Below are 16233 nucleotides of genomic sequence, written 5' to 3' on the forward strand. Positions count from 1 at the left end.
ATACGCGTTACGCACCCGTGCGCCGGTCTCTAGGTCCGAAAACCTATACCCCTCGACTTGCATGTGTTAAGCCTGCCGCTAGCGTTCATCCTGAGCCAGGATCAAACTCTTCATCGTATATTTTGCGAGATATAATCTCTTTTTTATATTTGACTTCAGATCTAGTGGTTTCTTTCGAATCTTTTGATTCTATTACTCTTATTTTATTTGTTTCGATTTACATCGAAACGGCTGTCAATTCAATATGTCTAGGAACGTGTCTTCTTATTATTTTCGCTTCTTTTTCACACCGTGGTGTGTTTCTCGAAGCGGGTGCAAAAGTACAACTTCTTTTCTTTCTGGCAAGCTTTTTTTGAAGTTTTTTTTAGAAAAATTTCTTTTCCGTTTTCTTCGTTTTTCTTGTCAGTCTCTCAAGGAACGTCGCTCGTTTGCGGGGTGCAAATGTAACATCTGTTTTTAAATCTCACAAACTTTTTTAAACCTTTTTTTTAGAAATTAATTTCTAATTTGATTTGTTAGTCTGTCAGTATTTTTATGAACGTCTGCGTTGTTGCGGGTGCAAAAGTAGAACCTTTATTCGTTTTAACAATGACTTTTCTAAACTATTTTCAAACTATTTTTTAATACACTGAAAACGTGAAACTTATTTTTCTGAGATTTTGGGATTTGTAGGAGTTTAGATGGATGAATACCGTGTTTTATAGCTTTTCCGCACAGATGAACCAAGAAAACACAGAGGTTCGCTAAGGGGTTTTCCGGAATTTAGAGTATAAATGTTGTTTTTACCACCACTGCCCTAGCCCTGATAGAAGCGAAAATCCTTTCCTGACGACCTTTAGTCATGAAAGATTGTAGCGGATAGCAGGAAAAAGCTCCAAAAAACTACTCTTATATATGTACCGAATTTTTTTAATTGAAAGGCATAAAAAAACCTGTCTCATTTAGAACGAGACAGGCTGTATAGTTTAAACTTATTATTTTTAATATAAATTATGGTAATCTACTTTCCCAATATTCATTTAATTTGTCCAGATTTACAGGATTAGCTGCTGGTTGATTCTGAAGTCTTCCTGTATCAAAAGCTTCTTGAAGAATATTTTCAATTAAATAATCCTCATTGGTTTCATATGGTAAGTATTGCGATTTTAAATCAATGTCAAACATACTTGCAGCTGTATTAGACCAAAAAGCCTTCCAACCACTTTTCAGGGTTTTAATTAATTCGTAAGTACTTTTCCCTGTTTGCCGATGAATCAACTTAACCAAAATACGCCCCTGACTTCGGGATAACTTTTTTAGCCTTGCTTCAAATTCATTAGTCAAATAATCTTCAACTATTTTAAAGTACTTTCTTTTTTCTCTTTCAGAAGAGAGTCTGGCCATACCTTTATTTAAATTTGTTAATCTGTCGGCAGCTAATTTAGCATAAGGATAAGTTCTGTAAACTCTATTTTGCAATATAAGGTACTGCTTCCTTCCTTCTTCGTCCAACTTACTTTTAGAAACTACAATTTCAGGCAATTTAATAGTATCATTTAAAAGACTGTCTTTTTCGGTCAACACATATCCCATTGCATCGGGATTATAAGGAACCCCCTGACTAAAGCCAGAAAAAGACAATAGAAATAAAATTGCTATAAAATAAATAGACTTCATATTAAGGATTATAATTTGGTGTAAAATTATACATTAAATATACAACTGTAATACCAAATTTATAATTTAGCAAAAAAATATTTTATGAATACAAAATCGATATTAAACAATGAATCAATGGCTTTTTTAGAAAGCTACCTTAATAATGCTTCACCGACCGGTTACGAAAGTAGCGGACAAAAAATATGGATGGAGTATCTAAAACCTTATGTTGATACATTTATAACAGACACTTACGGAACAGCTGTAGGAGTTATCAATCCGGATGCTCCTTTTAAAGTGGTAATTGAAGGTCATGCTGATGAAATTTCCTGGTATGTAAACTATATTACTGATGACGGATTAATATATGTAATTAGAAACGGAGGTTCTGACCATCAAATTGCACCTTCAAAAAGAGTAAACATCCATACTAAAAACGGTATTGTAAAAGGTGTTTTTGGGTGGCCGGCTATTCATACCAGAAACAGGGACAAAGAAGAAAATCCAAAAATCAGTAATATTTTTATAGATTTAGGTTGTGAAACTAAAGAGCAGGTAGAAAAACTGGGAGTTCATGTAGGCTGTGTGATTACTTATCCTGATGAATTTGAGATTTTAAATGAAAACAAATTTGTTTGTCGTGCTATTGACAACCGTATGGGAGGTTTTATGATTGCCGAAGTAGCCCGTCTATTGCACGAAAATAAAATAGAACTACCTTTTGGACTTTATATAACTAATGCTGTTCAGGAAGAAGTAGGTTTACGTGGCGCAGAAATGATTACTCAAACCATCAAACCTAATGTAGCTATTATTACTGATGTATGTCATGATTCTACTACGCCAATGATTGATAAAAAAATAGAAGGAGAAACTAAAATAGGTAAAGGTCCTGTTATTACTTACGCACCGGCTGTACAAAACAATTTAAGAGACTTAATTATTGACACTGCCGAAGAAAAAGAAATTCCTTTCCAAAGACTAGCCTCTTCAAGAGTTACAGGAACTGATACCGATGCCTTTGCTTACAGTAATGGCGGAGTGGCTTCAGCTTTAATTTCACTTCCTTTACGCTATATGCATACCACTGTAGAAATGGTACATAAAGAAGATGTAGAAAATGTTATTAAATTAATCTACGAAACTATAGTAAAAATAGAAAACAACGAGACTTTTTCTTATTTTAAATAAGAGCTTCAAATTACAATTCGGCTATTCAACAATAGCCGAATTTCAAACTAAATAAATATGAAAATTCTACTACTCGAAGACGATTTTACTTTATCCAAAGAAATATCTGCATTCTTTACTTCAAAAGAATTCGAGTGTATTCCATATTATGACGGCTCTTTATTATTAAAAAAATATTCCGCTTATGAATATGATTTAATAATTCTTGACATAAATGTTCCCGGAACAAATGGCATAGAAGTTTGCAAAGGCATTCGTAAAACAGATAAAAAAACACCTATAATCATGCTAACAGCCTTTAGTGAAATAGAAGATAAACTAATTTGTTTTGACTATGGCGCCGATGATTATCTGGTTAAACCATTTCATTTTGAAGAATTACATGCCCGAATTTTATCTTTATTAAGACGAAAAGAAATTCCGCAGCAAACAGAAAACAAAATTATCATTGAAGATTTAGAAATCTTTGAAGATGAAATGAAAGTTTTTAGATCAGGTGAAGAAATTAAACTCACTCCAAAAGAGTTTAAATTGATCTTAATTTTAGCACAAGCCAAAGGAAAAATAATTTCCAAACAATTTATTGCCGAAAAACTTTGGGATTATCATATTGAAACCAATCAAAATACTATTGAAGTTTATATCAATTTTCTGCGAAAAAAGATTGATAAAGACCAAGAAGTAAAACTTATTCATACTAAAATAGGTTACGGCTACTATTTAAACAATCAGGAATGACATTAAAAAACCGAATATCACTTTTAGTAAGCTTACTGTTTACAATTCTTTTTGCTTTGGCATCAACAGTGATATTTATCTTATATTCTAATTTTAGAAAAGAAGAATTCAGAGATCGTTTAGAAATAAAAGCCCTTTCAAATATTAAACTTTTAGTCAATGTAAAAGAAGTTGATAATAAACTTTTAAAAATGATAGACCAAAATTCTATCAATAAACTCTACAACGAAAAAACTTTAGTTTTTGATTCTAATTTTAAACTCATTTACAGTAGTATTGATGATGCTAAAATTAATTGGTCGGCAGAAGACTTAAAATATCTTAAAAAACACAAAACTTTCTTTAAACAACAAGGCGATTATGAAGTATATGGTGTTTTTTATGACACAAACGACAAGGATTTTTACGCCTTAATTTCGGCAACGGATAATTATGGAAAAAGAAAATTACTCTTTTTAAGATACACCTTAATCGTATCCTATCTTCTTTTTACTTGTATATGTTGGGTTTTAACTTCGTTTATGGTCAAAAAAGCCATGAATCCACTCAAATTATTTCATCAAAAAATAAAAAAAATCAACGAAAACAATCTGGATACCCGTATTACCTCTAAGAGCACCAGAAATGAAATTGATTTGATTGCTAATGAATTTAATTTTATGATGGATCGAATAGAAATCTCGTATCAAAAACAAAAAGAATTCACCGCACACGCTTCACACGAGCTCCGAACACCATTATCCAGAATTACAGCACAAATTGAAAATACAATTGATGATGTTACTACATCTGCCAAAGAAAAAACTTTTTTAAAGACTATTTTATCAGATGTCAATCATCTGTCGGAATTAATCAATTCCTTGTTGATATTATCTAAAATTGAATCTAAAAATACCGAAAACAGCGAAGTTCATCGTATGGATGAAATTTTATTTTCGGCAATGAAAAAACTCAAAAAAAGCTTTCCTGATTTTGTAATATTATTTGAAATGGAAGAAAGCGACAATTTAGATACCGCATTAGAAATTAAAGGCAATAAAAATCTATTGGAAATAGCTTTAAATAATGTTTTAAAAAATGCCTGTCTTTATTCAGACAACAAACAAGCTCAGGTGAAAATTAGTACCTCCGGAGATAATCTTATTATTTCGATTTCAAACACCGGAAATACTTTAAGTGAAAACGAGCAGAAAAAACTTTTTCAGGCTTTTATGCGTGGAAAAAACTCAAAAGAAATCTCGGGATTTGGTCTTGGATTGCGAATTGTAAATCGAATTTTAACACTCCATAAAGCGCGAATTATTTATAGTATTCCTAAAGAAAAGACTAATTTATTCCAACTTATTTTTCATTAAAAAACAAATTTCTCTTCATTTTTAAGTTCTTTTTAAGTTCAATTTAAGTCACTTTAAAGACTAACAAAACAACTTTGTATCAAATAAAAATGATACAATGAAAAAGTTATTTGCATTATTATTACTGATTTCTCTCAATCAGCAAATTAGCGCACAAAAAACAGTCACATTAGAAGACTGCGAAAGTCAATTTTTAAAAAACAATCTTTTCCTTTTAGCATCACATTATAATATTGATGCAGCAAAAGCTTTAACTATTCAAGCACATATTTGGGACAACCCAACTATTACTGCCAGTCTAAATGCTTACAATCCCCAAAGAGATCAGTTTTTTAACGTAGGCCAAAATGGTCAAAAAGCTTTTGGTATAGAACAGCTGATTTATTTAGGACGAAAGAAAAAGAATGAAATCAAACTAGCTCAGGCTAATGAACAATTAGCCGAACTTCAATTTAATGATTTACTTAGAAATCTAAAACTGCAATTGCGTCAAAGCTTTTATACTGTTTTTTACAATTCAAAAAAACTGGAAACCACAGATAAACAACTTAGCCGACTTGAAGAATTAATTAACTCCTATTCCATTCAGACTCAAAAAGGAAATTTACCTCTAAAAGACCTGGTTCGTTTACAATCTTTATACCTCAATTTCAAAAACGAGCGCATGGAAATTGTAAATAACAATATTGTTGAACAATCTAATTTAAAATTATTATTAAATGAAACAGAAAACATCATACCCAATGTTTCTAATACAGAATTTAATAAATACCTAAAAACAATTCCTTTTGATATTAAAAATTTGGAAAATGAAGCTATCACAAACAGACCTGATTATTTGGCTAAACAAAAAGAAATTGAGGCTAATGAATTGAATCTGAAATGGCAAAAATCATTGTCGATTCCGGATATCACTTTAGGCGCTAATTACGATCAACGCAGTGGTGCTTTTCAAAAAGAAACTAATTTAACCCTTGACATCCCTTTACCTCTTTGGAATAAAAATAAAGGTAACATAAAATATGCTCAAAACATTTTAGATCAATCTAAAATTGAAAAGCAAAATTTTGATTTACAAATACAAACCGAAATCACTACTGCCTGGAATAAATGGGACGAGTCCCGTAAAAACTACATGCTGATAAAACCAACTCTGAACTCTGATTTTGAAACAGTATACAACGGAATCTTAGACAATTTTCAAAAACAAAATATCAGTTTATTAGAATTTACTGATTTCATGGAAAGTTACAATCTGGCTACAGTACAAATAAATGAATTAAAGAAAAACCTAGTTCTGTCTGCAGAAGAATTAAATAAAACCATCAATAAAGATCTATTTTAAAAACTATATCAAAATGAACTATAAAATAATTTTAGGAATTGCTATCCTGAGTCTATCCTATACAAGTTGCAAAAAAGAAGTTGAAAATCCTGAAATTAAAACTTCTTTTGCTTTGAGCGATACTATGCTAAAATCTACCACAACAGCTCAGGCAAAAATGGAACCATTAAAAAATGAGTTAAGTTTTTACGGAAAAATTACAGCCGACAACAATAAATCTATTGATGTATTCCCATTAGTTGGAGGAAATGTAATCAAAGTAAATGTTGAATTAGGCGATTATGTACACAAAGGACAAGTTTTAGCAATTATAAGAAGTACGGATATCGCCGATTTTGAAAAGCAATTAATTGATGCCAAAAATGATTTATTAGTTGCCAAAAACAACTTAAAAGTTGCTCAGGAATTATTTGCTGGGAAATTAAATGCTGAAAGAGATGTACTGGAAGCAAAATCTGAGGTAAATAAAGCGCAATCCCAATTAAGTAAAATCCAGGAAACCTATAAAATTTATAATATCAAAGCCGGTTCTATTTACGAAGTAACTGCTCCAATTAGTGGATTTATCATTCAAAAAAAGATTAATCAGGATATGCTTTTACGTAACGATCGTTCTGATAACATTTTTGATATAGCTGAAATTAGTGAAGTATGGGCAATGGCTAATATTAACGAAATAGACATCAACAAAATAAAGCTTGGAATTGATGCGTCTGTAACCACATTAAGTTATCCCGACAAAATTTTTAAAGGAAAAATAGATAAAATTTTCAACGTTATAGATCCTGAAACTAAAGCAATGCAGGCACGCGTCAAATTACAGAACCCTAATTATATGCTAAAACCAGAAATGAATGCTAATATAAAATTATCATTCAATGAAGATCAATCTATGATTGCAATTCCTAATAATGCCATCATTTTTGACAAAAGCAAAAATTTTGTCATGATTTTCAAAGATCGTAACAACATAGAAACCAGACAAGTTGATGTGTACAGACAAGTCGGTGACACCACCTATATTTCGAATGGTTTAAAAGAAAACGAAAAAGTAATCACTAACAATCAGTTATTTATTTATGATGCCTTAAACGATTAAAAATCTAAATGCATTGATTTTTGATTCAAATTCCCTTAAAACTTTATTCATTAAAATTATAACTAAAATGAAACTGAAGCTTTTAAATTTCATACTGTTTTCTATTTTTTCCTACACGGTTTCATTTGCTCAAAATCAACAAAATGATAGCATAGCACCATTTAATTTGAGGTTTCAAATGACTTCCGTTTATCAATACCATCCCGCCTTTAAAGCCGATTATTCAGGAAATAACAGCTTACAAAATCATGAAGAGAAAGCACTTTCACTCACTTCTACTCTGTTTTTTGATATGCCTTTATGGAAAGGAGCAACAATAAGTTTGAACCCGGAAATGTCAGGTGGTGAAGGAGTTTCCGGAGCTAAAGGTCTTGGTGGTTTTGCAAATGGAGAAACTTTTAGAATTGGTCAGACTAAACCTGTAGTTTATATGGCACGAATGCTCTTGGAACAAAAAATCGATTTAGGAATTAATCAGTCGTTACAATTTGTAATTGGAAAATTTGGGCTGTCGGATTACTTTGATGGAAATACCTTTTGTCATGATCCCCGTACTCAATTCTTAAATTGGTCATTAATGACACACGGAGCCTGGGATTATGCCGCAAACACCCGGGGTTATACCGATGCAATTTATGCGAATTATCAATTAGACACCTGGCAAATTCGTGCTAGTATAGCTGCTTTACCAACTACCGCTAATGGTCCAAATGTGGAATTTAATTTCAATAAATCAAATGCAATAAATGTAGAAGTTGAAAAAGAAATGAATTTTAAAAACAATGACAAAGCAATCATTAGGGTATTAGGATTCAAAAATGTGGCTAAAATGGGGAATTACAATCAAGCCAGTTCTTCATTTATCGGAACTCCTAATATCATAAGTACCCGAGCAGACGGAAGAACTAAATACGGACTGGGAATCAATGGAGAATACAGTCATGGAGAGCAATGGGGAGCTTTTGGGCGTATTAGTTATAACGATGGAAAAAATGAGACCTGGGCATTTACCGAAATAGACCAATCGGCTTCATTAGGAATTAATTTAAAAGGAAAAATGTGGAATCGCAAAGATGATTTTGGAGGAATTGCCATAGCTACTAACGGATTATCTAAAGATCATCAAAAATACCAGCAATTAGGCGGAAATGGTTTTATGATAGGAGATGGAAATTTAAATTACGGTACGGAAGAAATTGCAGAAGCCTTTTATTCTTTTAATGTTCCTCATTCGCATATTACACTTTCTCCTGATTATCAGTACATCATTAATCCCGGATACAACAGAGACCGGGGACCAGTTCAATTTTTATCACTCCGTTTTCATACAGAATTTTAATAGTTATTAAACACCATGAATAAATTTATAAAAAACATCATTGCTTTTTCTTTAAAGAATAAAGCTTTCACCTTTTTTTGGGTTGGTTTACTGGCTCTATCAGGTTTTATTGCCTTTAAAAATATGCCCATCGAAGCCTTTCCTGATGTGACTAATACTCAAATTATTATTGTAAGTCAATGGAATGGAAAAAGTGCCGAAGAAATAGAACGTTTTGTAACATCGCCTATCGAAATATCGATGAATTCGGTTCAAAAAAAGACAAGTGTAAGGAGTATCACTATGTTTGGTTTATCGGTAATCAAAATCATTTTTGATGATGGAGTTGACGATGCTTTTGCCAGACAACAGGTAAACAACTTATTAAAAAATGTCAATTTACCGGAAGGCGTAAATGCCGATGTACAACCACCATATGGTCCTACAGGCGAAATTTTTAGGTATGTTTTAAAAAGTAAAAATCGTGATTCTCGTGATTTGTTAACTTTACAAACATGGGTAATTGACAGACAATTACGCGCTGTTCCCGGAGTAGCTGATTTAGTTGCTTTTGGTGGTCAGGAAAAAACATATGAAGTAGGTGTTGATCCTATTAAGTTAGCGAAATATAATATTTCGCCGTTACAAGTTTATGATGCTATTAATGAAAGTAACTTAAATGTTGGTGGGGATATAATTGAAAAAAACCAACAAGCTTATGTTGTACGTGGAGTTGGGTTATTAAAATCAATTTCGGACATAGAAAACATTATTGTTGATGACGCTAACGGAAATCCTATTTTAGTTAAAAACTTGGCCAATGTTTATGAAAGTTCTATGCCTCGTGTGGGACAAGTTGGTTTAAATGGAAACGACGATGTTGTTGAAGGAATTGTCGTGATGCGAAAAGGTGAAAATGCTAAAGAAGTTCTAACAGCTGTAAAAGCCAAAATTGATGAGCTTAATAATGGTATTTTACCAAAGGATGTCAAAATGGAAACTTTTTACGATCGCGACCGACTAATGGATTTTACGACCGAAACGGTAATGCATAATTTATTCGAAGGAATCATCTTGGTTACCTGTGTCGTATTTCTTTTTATGGCCGATTGGAGAACCACTTTTACAGTTTCAATCGTAATTCCGTTGGCATTATTATTTGCTTTTCTGTGTCTGAAAATGATGGGAATGAGTGCCAATTTATTGAGTTTAGGTGCAGTCGATTTTGGAATTATCATAGACGGTGCCGTGGTTATGGTTGAAGGTCTCTTTGTTGTACTGGATCATAAAGCTGTTGCTGTAGGAATGGAAAAATACAATAAATTAGCCAAAGGAAGTTTGATTAAAAAAACCGGAACCGAAATGGGAAAAGCCATTTTCTTTTCTAAATTAATCATCATAACCGCTCTTTTACCTATTTTCTCTTTCCAAAAAGTAGAAGGAAAAATGTTTTCTCCCCTAGCCTACACTCTGGGATTTGCCCTAATGGGAGCCTTACTTTTTACATTAACATTAGTTCCGGTTTTATCCCATTTGTTATTAAATAAAAATGTAAAAGAAAAACACAATTCCTTTGTAAGTTTTTGGGACAGAATTGTTACCAAAGGATTTCAATGGACTTTCAAACATAAAATTAAAACACTAACTGTTTCTTTAACTTTATTATTAGGTGTCTTTTTCTCGGCTTCATTTTTAGGAACCGAATTCTTACCTCAATTAAACGAAGGAGCACTCTGGGTAGAAGCCAAATTACCTATGAGTACCGGTTTAACAGAAACCGTTAAAACAACAGCTATTTTACGTAAAGAATTACAAACTTTCCCGGAGGTAAACGGTGTTTTATCTCAAATTGGACGAAGCAATGACGGGACTGATCCCAGTGGATTTTATTATGTTCAAATGCAGGTAAATCTAAAACCAAAAGATGAATGGAAACGAAAAATTTCAATGGATCAATTGGTGGATCAAATGGATAAAAAACTAACAAAATATCAAGGAATTGGCTACAACTATTCACAACCCATTATTGATAATGTAGCCGAAGCTGTTGCGGGAATTAATGCTTCAAATGCAGTAAAAATCTATGGAGATGATTTAGATAAATTAGATGAACTGGCAAATCAGGTCATTAGCAAAATACAACATGTTCCGGGGATAAAAGACGTTGGTATTTTAAGAAACATCGGTCAGCCTGAAATTAGCGTTATATTAGACAGAGAAAAAATGGCTGCTTACGGAGTGACTTTAAGTGATGCTCAGGCTGTATTAGAATTAGCTTTTGGAGGAAAAACAGCAACTGAAAAATACGAAGGGGAAAAGAAATTTGATGTCCGAGTAAGATTCTTAAAAGAATACAGAAAAGACGACAAGGATATAGCCGATTTAAAAGTACGAACAATCAGCGGAGCTAAAATTCCATTAAAAGAAATTTGCGATATCAAAACTGTAACCGGTCCAGCGTTTATTTACAGAGATAATACCAAACGTTTCATTGGGGTAAAATTCTCTGTTCGCGACCGAGATTTAGGAAGTACAATTGCTGATGCCCAATCCAGAGTTGCCAAATTAAAAATGCCTGAAGGTTACCATATAGGCTGGACAGGTGAATTTGAAAATCAGGTGCGTGCCAGTGCCCGTCTGGCTCAGGTAGTACCTATCAGTTTAATTGGAATATTTGTGTTACTGTTTATTTTGTTTGGTAATATCAAAGATTCGTTACTTGTTTTAGCCAATGTTCCATTTGCAGTAATTGGTGGAATTATAGCCCTGCATTTAACCCGAATGAATTTCGGAATCTCTGCCGGTGTTGGTTTTATTGCTTTACTGGGAATTTGTATCCAGAATGGAGTAATTCTCATCTCTGAATTCCATCATAATCTCAAAGCTAAATTTTCACTGGAAGAATCTATTTTCATGGGAGTCAAAGCCCGAACCAGAGCTGTAATTATGACTGCATTAATGGCTTCAATAGGTTTAATGCCGGCTGCCATTTCAACCGGAATTGGTTCTGAATCTCAAAAACCTTTAGCAATCGTCATCATTGGAGGTTTAGTAACGGCGACTATTTTAACACTATTAGTGTTTCCTATTCTATTCTGGATATTCAATCGCAAGAAACACGCACCTATTGAGTAAACAAACAGAAATTATTTAAGCAACTGCAATTAATTATTATTACAAAAAAACATCATTAAATTTTAATGATGTTTTTTTATTTTAAAAAAGTATATATTAGTAAAATACTTATATTTTAAACAGAATACTTTTTAAATAATGAAAAATATTTATATAATGCTTAGCATTTTCTTTATCACCTTAAGCTGGTGTATTATCAATCCTAACGAAAAATTCACTTGCTTTCTCGAAATTGTTCCTGCTATCATTGGCCTTTTAATACTTGCATTTACTTTTAATAAATTTCGGTTTACCAATTTTACTTATTTTCTAATACTCATCCATTGTATTATTTTGTTCATTGGTGGACATTATACTTATGCCGAAGTTCCTTTATTTGATTACATCCGTAATGTTTTTCATCAAAGCAGAAATAATTATGATAAGGTTGGACATTTTGCACAAGGTTTTATTCCTGCCATGATCATCAGAGAACTGTTTATCCGAAAAAAAGTAATCAATAATAAAAGCTTTTTCAACTTTATCATTGTTTGTATTTGCCTGGCCATTAGTGCCGCTTACGAATGGATTGAATGGGGCGTTTCATTAGTAACAGCCGAAGAGGGTGATGCTTTTTTAGGAACTCAGGGCTATATTTGGGATACTCAATCGGATATGTTATTTGCAACAATTGGCGCTATTACTGCTTTGATTATGTTCGCTAAAATACAGGATAAGCAAATACAGAAATTATAAATCTTTATTTATAATACCAAGATAGTATATTTATATAATCCTTTTTAAAAGCTTGATAACAGAATCACCATAAATGAAAAGAATAACACAACTCCATAAAATGAAAATATCACAAGAGCTAAAATCCCCATGAATTTATAATGTGATTTTAAATATTCAAAAGAGGCCGTTAATTTTTCATTGTCTGTAGTGCTAAAAGCGACTTTAGCTTTGGATGCAAATTGAAACAGATAATAAACTGGGAAAAAATACAATACTGCCAACAACAAATAAATAACAGTTATAAATCCGCCTTCCATCATTCCAAATCGTGCTCCAAAAACACCCAATTTAGAAAAAATAGTTCCCATAAAAAGAGCCAAAATAACCATAAAACCTACTCCTACAAAACCAAGTATGGATAAAAAATAAGCCCATTTAGCAGTTTCTTTCAAAAACGATTTTGATTCTTCGTTAATTTGTAAATTTGAATTCGTCGATGTTTGAATTTCTTCCATAAAATTTTAGTTTATTAATTAGATTTTAAATGTATAAAAAAAATATAAGATTTTACACAAAAAAAAGGTTTTCAAAAAATGAAAACCTTTTTTACAATTAAAATTATTTTTTTACAAATTCTTAATTACAAACTCACTTCTTCGGTTTAACTCATGTTGTTCTTCGTTGCAGGATTCACTAGGTTCACATTTCACAATTTGCACTGTTTCTCCGTAACCTTTGGCAAAAATTCGCTTAGCTGGAATTCCCTGGCTAATAAAATATTCTCTGGTTGAAGCAGCTCTTTTAGAAGAAAGATCCAAATTGTATTTAGCATTTCCTCGGTTATCAGTATGCGAACCAATTTCTACTACCATTTCAGGGTATTTCTTCATCAATTCGATTACGCGATTCAAAATAGGTTTTGATTCTTTTCGGATGTACCATAAATCGTAATCAAAATAGATAGGATCGGTTTTAATCAACAATCTGTCTTTGTCTTTTACAATATCTTTTTCAGCAGCAACAATGGTTGCTATTTTTTCTTGTTTCTTGATTTCAGCATCTGCAATAGCTTTTTTAGCTGCTTTTTCTTTTTCTATTTTAGCTTTTTCAACCAGAATAGCAGCTTCTTTCTTTTGTTTTTCAACTAACAATGCTGCTTCTTTTTTCTTTTGCTCAATAACTGCTAATTCTTCTTTCTTAATCACCTCTTTCGATTTCAAAGCCATTGAAGCATCATTTGTTTTCTTTCTATCCTTATATAATTTTAAAAATTTTGAAGCATCAGTATATTGATTTTTGGAAGCATAAACCGTATAACTTTTTTCACAATCAACTGAAAAAGAAAAACTTCCATCGATTGAGGTAATAACACTTTGGACTTCTTTTTTATTAGCATCCTGTAAAATCACTTTTGTTTGAGCCAAAGGCAATTTAGAATCCACATCAGTAATTACACCGGCAATATATTGCATGCAATTTTCAACAAGCAAAGGTTGAATTTCATTAATCTCATAAATATCGTCAGCACCTTTTCCTCCTTTTCTATTCGAAGCAAAATAACCTTGCTGTGTATCCGAATCAATAACAAAAGAAAAATCGTCATAACCGGAATTAATAGGTAACCCCACATTTAATGGCGTAGTAAATTCTCCTTTTCTAATTTCGGAAACAAAAACATCCAGAAATCCATAACCTGCATGCCCATTAGAAGAAAAGTATAATTTGTTGTCTTTTGAAACAAATGGAAATTGTTCTTTTTTATCGGTATTGATAGTTGGACCTAAATTTTTTGGTGTACCATAATCAGAACCTAAAATTGAAACACTGTAAATATCAAAAGAACCTAAAGACCCCGGCATATCCGATGCAAAATACAAGGTTTTTCCATCATTGCTCAAAGCCGGATGTTCTACCGAATAATTATCGCTGTTAAAAGGCAAAGCGGTGATATTTCTCCATTTCCCATCTACTAATTCAGCTCTGAAAATCTGGAGGGTTGAAACCTTGTTTTCATTTTTAACTCTTATTCCGTCTTTAGAATTATTTCGGGTAAAATACACTGTTTTTCCGTCTTTAGTAAAAACAGCATTAGCTTCATGTAACGGAGTATTTAATTCGACAGAAAAATTCTTAATCGAATCAATCTTAGGATTTTTAAGAGAAACAGACATCAAATCCAAATAACTTTCATTGTTCCATTTATACACCTTCCCAAAAATATTTGGTCTGTTATTTACTGCCGAGAAAATTAATTCGTGACCGTAAGTTACTGCTCCAAACTCTGAATTAGATGTATTGATAGTCATATTTTTAATATTGTATCTATTTCCCAAGGCTGAGATATTTTCTAAAACCAAATTATCTTTATCAAGATTTTCAATGGCTTTTTGATTTTTAGTACTTAAAAAATAGTCACGCAAGACCTTATTTGCTTCCTCATAATTTCCTGATGCTTTCAGTGTTTGCGAATACTTAAAATAATATTCGGCAGTTGCTGCCTCCGGAAATCTTGAAATTAATAAACGATATTGTCTTTGAGCATTAGCATAATTATTGGTATTGTAATAACTGTCAGCCAAATTTTTTACGACTTCAAATGAACGATTCGTAGTAATAATAGATTCATACAATGGAATAGCTTCGCTATAATACGTTCTATCAAATAAGCGTTTGGCTCTTTTTAAATCTTGCGACTGTGCTTGCGTAAATTGTATGCTAAATACAATTAATAGCAGGTATATTCTTTTCATGGTCATCATATTAAAAGAATCTTGGTGATTTATCAAATCCTTTACCTAATAAATCGATATTAAACAACATAAAAACTTCGTGTGTTCCTGAATTGAACTGCCCTAAATTAGAAGTCGCATAATCATAAGCATAACCTACACTTATACTGGGTGAAACTTTTATATTCATCAAAGCACTTACCGAATCATCCCATCGATAGGAAGCGCCTAATTCAAATTTTTCATTAAACAACACATTCGCAGAAACATCTAAAGAAGCAGCCGATCCCGGAACAATCTTAGTCATAAAAGCCGGTTTTAACTTGAACGAATCTGATAAATTAAAAACATAACCTCCTGTAAAAAACATATGGATTTTCTCAGAACCTAAAGCGTTAATTCCAGAACGTTTTTCGATGTGTTTAGACGAAAGCAAATTTGGTGCAGACAATCCCAAATAATAGTTGTTGGTAAAAAAATAAGCTCCTGCTCCAATATTTGGAAACATATCATTTAAATTATTTGAAAAAGCCTCGTCTGTGGAAGAATCTCCTGTTTCCAATTGAAAACCGTTGAAATTTGTTTTAAACGAAGTAAAACCGGCTTTCAATCCTAATGATAATTTTGCTGTACTACTCATATTTAGAACATAAGCAAAATCGGCATAGAAATTATCCTCTTTCAATGCTCCGTTTCCAATATCATCAGTAACTACAGAAAGTCCCATTTCTACCTTTTTATTCAAAGGAATGTGACCAAAAAAATTATATGTTTTAGGAGCTCCCTCCATTCCTGCCCATTGAGCCCGATACAAAACTCCTAAATCCAACATAGCCTGTGTCCCTGTTACGTAGGCTGGATTAATAACATTCATATTATACATATAATGTGTGTATTCCGGATCTTGCTGTGCAGTAACTTTTATTATAAACAATAAAAAACTGATACTAAGTATTATTTTTTTCATT

Annotated in this window: 12 protein-coding genes and 1 rRNA gene; 8 read left to right on the forward strand and 5 right to left on the reverse strand. The window is 32.2% G+C overall.

The genetic code is table 11. The features are described 5' to 3' along the window. Positions 1 to 117 (reverse strand): 16S ribosomal RNA (locus BLR17_RS09820); the annotation flags it as partial. 873 nt (positions 118 to 990) lie between these two features. Further along, on the reverse strand, positions 991 to 1656 hold the full coding sequence (locus tag BLR17_RS09825) for a DUF4294 domain-containing protein (protein WP_066323934.1): 666 nt from the start codon (positions 1654 to 1656) through the stop codon (positions 991 to 993). 84 nt (positions 1657 to 1740) lie between these two features. Here BLR17_RS09825 and BLR17_RS09830 point away from each other — a divergent pair, with 84 nt between their 5' ends. The 8 genes from BLR17_RS09830 (at position 1741) to BLR17_RS09865 (ending at position 12554) form a co-directional block, all read left to right on the forward strand. Next, positions 1741 to 2829, forward strand: coding sequence for a M42 family metallopeptidase (locus BLR17_RS09830; protein ID WP_066323933.1), 1089 nt, complete (start codon positions 1741 to 1743; stop codon positions 2827 to 2829). A gap of 57 nt (positions 2830 to 2886) precedes the next feature. Further along, positions 2887 to 3567, forward strand: a complete 681-nt coding sequence (locus BLR17_RS09835; protein ID WP_066323927.1) for a response regulator transcription factor — start codon at positions 2887 to 2889, stop codon at positions 3565 to 3567. Next, a complete protein-coding gene (locus BLR17_RS09840) occupies positions 3564 to 4922 on the forward strand; it encodes a sensor histidine kinase (RefSeq protein ID WP_066323925.1) in 1359 nt (452 codons plus the stop codon). Before BLR17_RS09835 ends, BLR17_RS09840 begins: the two co-directional genes overlap by 4 nt. Before the next feature lie 97 nt (positions 4923 to 5019). After that, positions 5020 to 6267, forward strand: coding sequence for a TolC family protein (locus BLR17_RS09845; RefSeq protein WP_066323921.1), 1248 nt, complete (start codon positions 5020 to 5022; stop codon positions 6265 to 6267). A gap of 13 nt (positions 6268 to 6280) precedes the next feature. Further along, positions 6281 to 7366: an efflux RND transporter periplasmic adaptor subunit gene (locus BLR17_RS09850; protein ID WP_066323920.1), complete on the forward strand. Its 1086-nt coding sequence runs from the start codon at positions 6281 to 6283 to the stop codon at positions 7364 to 7366. 67 nt (positions 7367 to 7433) lie between these two features. Further along, entirely contained in the window at positions 7434 to 8705 is a 1272-nt protein-coding gene (locus tag BLR17_RS09855) for a carbohydrate porin (protein WP_066323978.1), read from the forward strand. A 15-nt stretch (positions 8706 to 8720) separates the two neighbouring features. Then, entirely contained in the window at positions 8721 to 11819 is a 3099-nt protein-coding gene (locus tag BLR17_RS09860; protein ID WP_066323906.1) for an efflux RND transporter permease subunit, read from the forward strand. Positions 11820 to 11957: 138 nt separating this feature from the next. Then, positions 11958 to 12554, forward strand: a complete 597-nt coding sequence (locus BLR17_RS09865; protein ID WP_066323905.1) for a DUF2238 domain-containing protein — start codon at positions 11958 to 11960, stop codon at positions 12552 to 12554. A gap of 44 nt (positions 12555 to 12598) precedes the next feature. Here BLR17_RS09865 and BLR17_RS09870 read toward each other — a convergent pair whose 3' ends face one another. The 3 genes from BLR17_RS09870 to BLR17_RS09880 form a co-directional block, all read right to left on the reverse strand. Beyond that, entirely contained in the window at positions 12599 to 13051 is a 453-nt protein-coding gene (locus tag BLR17_RS09870) for a DUF5362 family protein (protein ID WP_066323903.1), read from the reverse strand. Positions 13052 to 13162: 111 nt separating this feature from the next. Further along, entirely contained in the window at positions 13163 to 15286 is a 2124-nt protein-coding gene (locus BLR17_RS09875; protein WP_066323977.1) for an OmpA family protein, read from the reverse strand. Positions 15287 to 15296: 10 nt separating this feature from the next. After that, positions 15297 to 16232 carry a PorP/SprF family type IX secretion system membrane protein gene (locus BLR17_RS09880; protein ID WP_066323901.1) on the reverse strand — a complete coding sequence of 312 codons (936 nt, stop codon included), beginning with the start codon at positions 16230 to 16232 and terminating at the stop codon, positions 15297 to 15299. Position 16233 lies beyond the last annotated feature (1 nt).

The sequence above is a fragment of the Flavobacterium glycines genome (assembly GCF_900100165.1).
GTDB classification, from domain to species: domain Bacteria; phylum Bacteroidota; class Bacteroidia; order Flavobacteriales; family Flavobacteriaceae; genus Flavobacterium; species Flavobacterium glycines.

Bases quoted from the DNA above. Each gene is read 5' to 3' on its own strand.
- BLR17_RS09825 (WP_066323934.1), bottom strand. From the start codon at position 1,656: ATGAAGTCTATTTATTTTATAGCAATTTTATTTCTATTGTCTTTTTCT.
- BLR17_RS09840 (WP_066323925.1), top strand. From the start codon at position 3,564: ATGACATTAAAAAACCGAATATCACTTTTAGTAAGCTTACTGTTTACA.
- BLR17_RS09870 (WP_066323903.1), bottom strand. From the start codon at position 13,051: ATGGAAGAAATTCAAACATCGACGAATTCAAATTTACAAATTAACGAA.
- BLR17_RS09875 (WP_066323977.1), bottom strand. From the start codon at position 15,286: ATGAAAAGAATATACCTGCTATTAATTGTATTTAGCATACAATTTACG.
- BLR17_RS09855 (WP_066323978.1), top strand. From the start codon at position 7,434: ATGAAACTGAAGCTTTTAAATTTCATACTGTTTTCTATTTTTTCCTAC.
- BLR17_RS09850 (WP_066323920.1), top strand. From the start codon at position 6,281: ATGAACTATAAAATAATTTTAGGAATTGCTATCCTGAGTCTATCCTAT.
- BLR17_RS09845 (WP_066323921.1), top strand. From the start codon at position 5,020: ATGAAAAAGTTATTTGCATTATTATTACTGATTTCTCTCAATCAGCAA.
- BLR17_RS09835 (WP_066323927.1), top strand. From the start codon at position 2,887: ATGAAAATTCTACTACTCGAAGACGATTTTACTTTATCCAAAGAAATA.
- BLR17_RS09880 (WP_066323901.1), bottom strand. From the start codon at position 16,232: ATGAAAAAAATAATACTTAGTATCAGTTTTTTATTGTTTATAATAAAA.
- BLR17_RS09865 (WP_066323905.1), top strand. From the start codon at position 11,958: ATGAAAAATATTTATATAATGCTTAGCATTTTCTTTATCACCTTAAGC.
- BLR17_RS09860 (WP_066323906.1), top strand. From the start codon at position 8,721: ATGAATAAATTTATAAAAAACATCATTGCTTTTTCTTTAAAGAATAAA.
- BLR17_RS09830 (WP_066323933.1), top strand. From the start codon at position 1,741: ATGAATACAAAATCGATATTAAACAATGAATCAATGGCTTTTTTAGAA.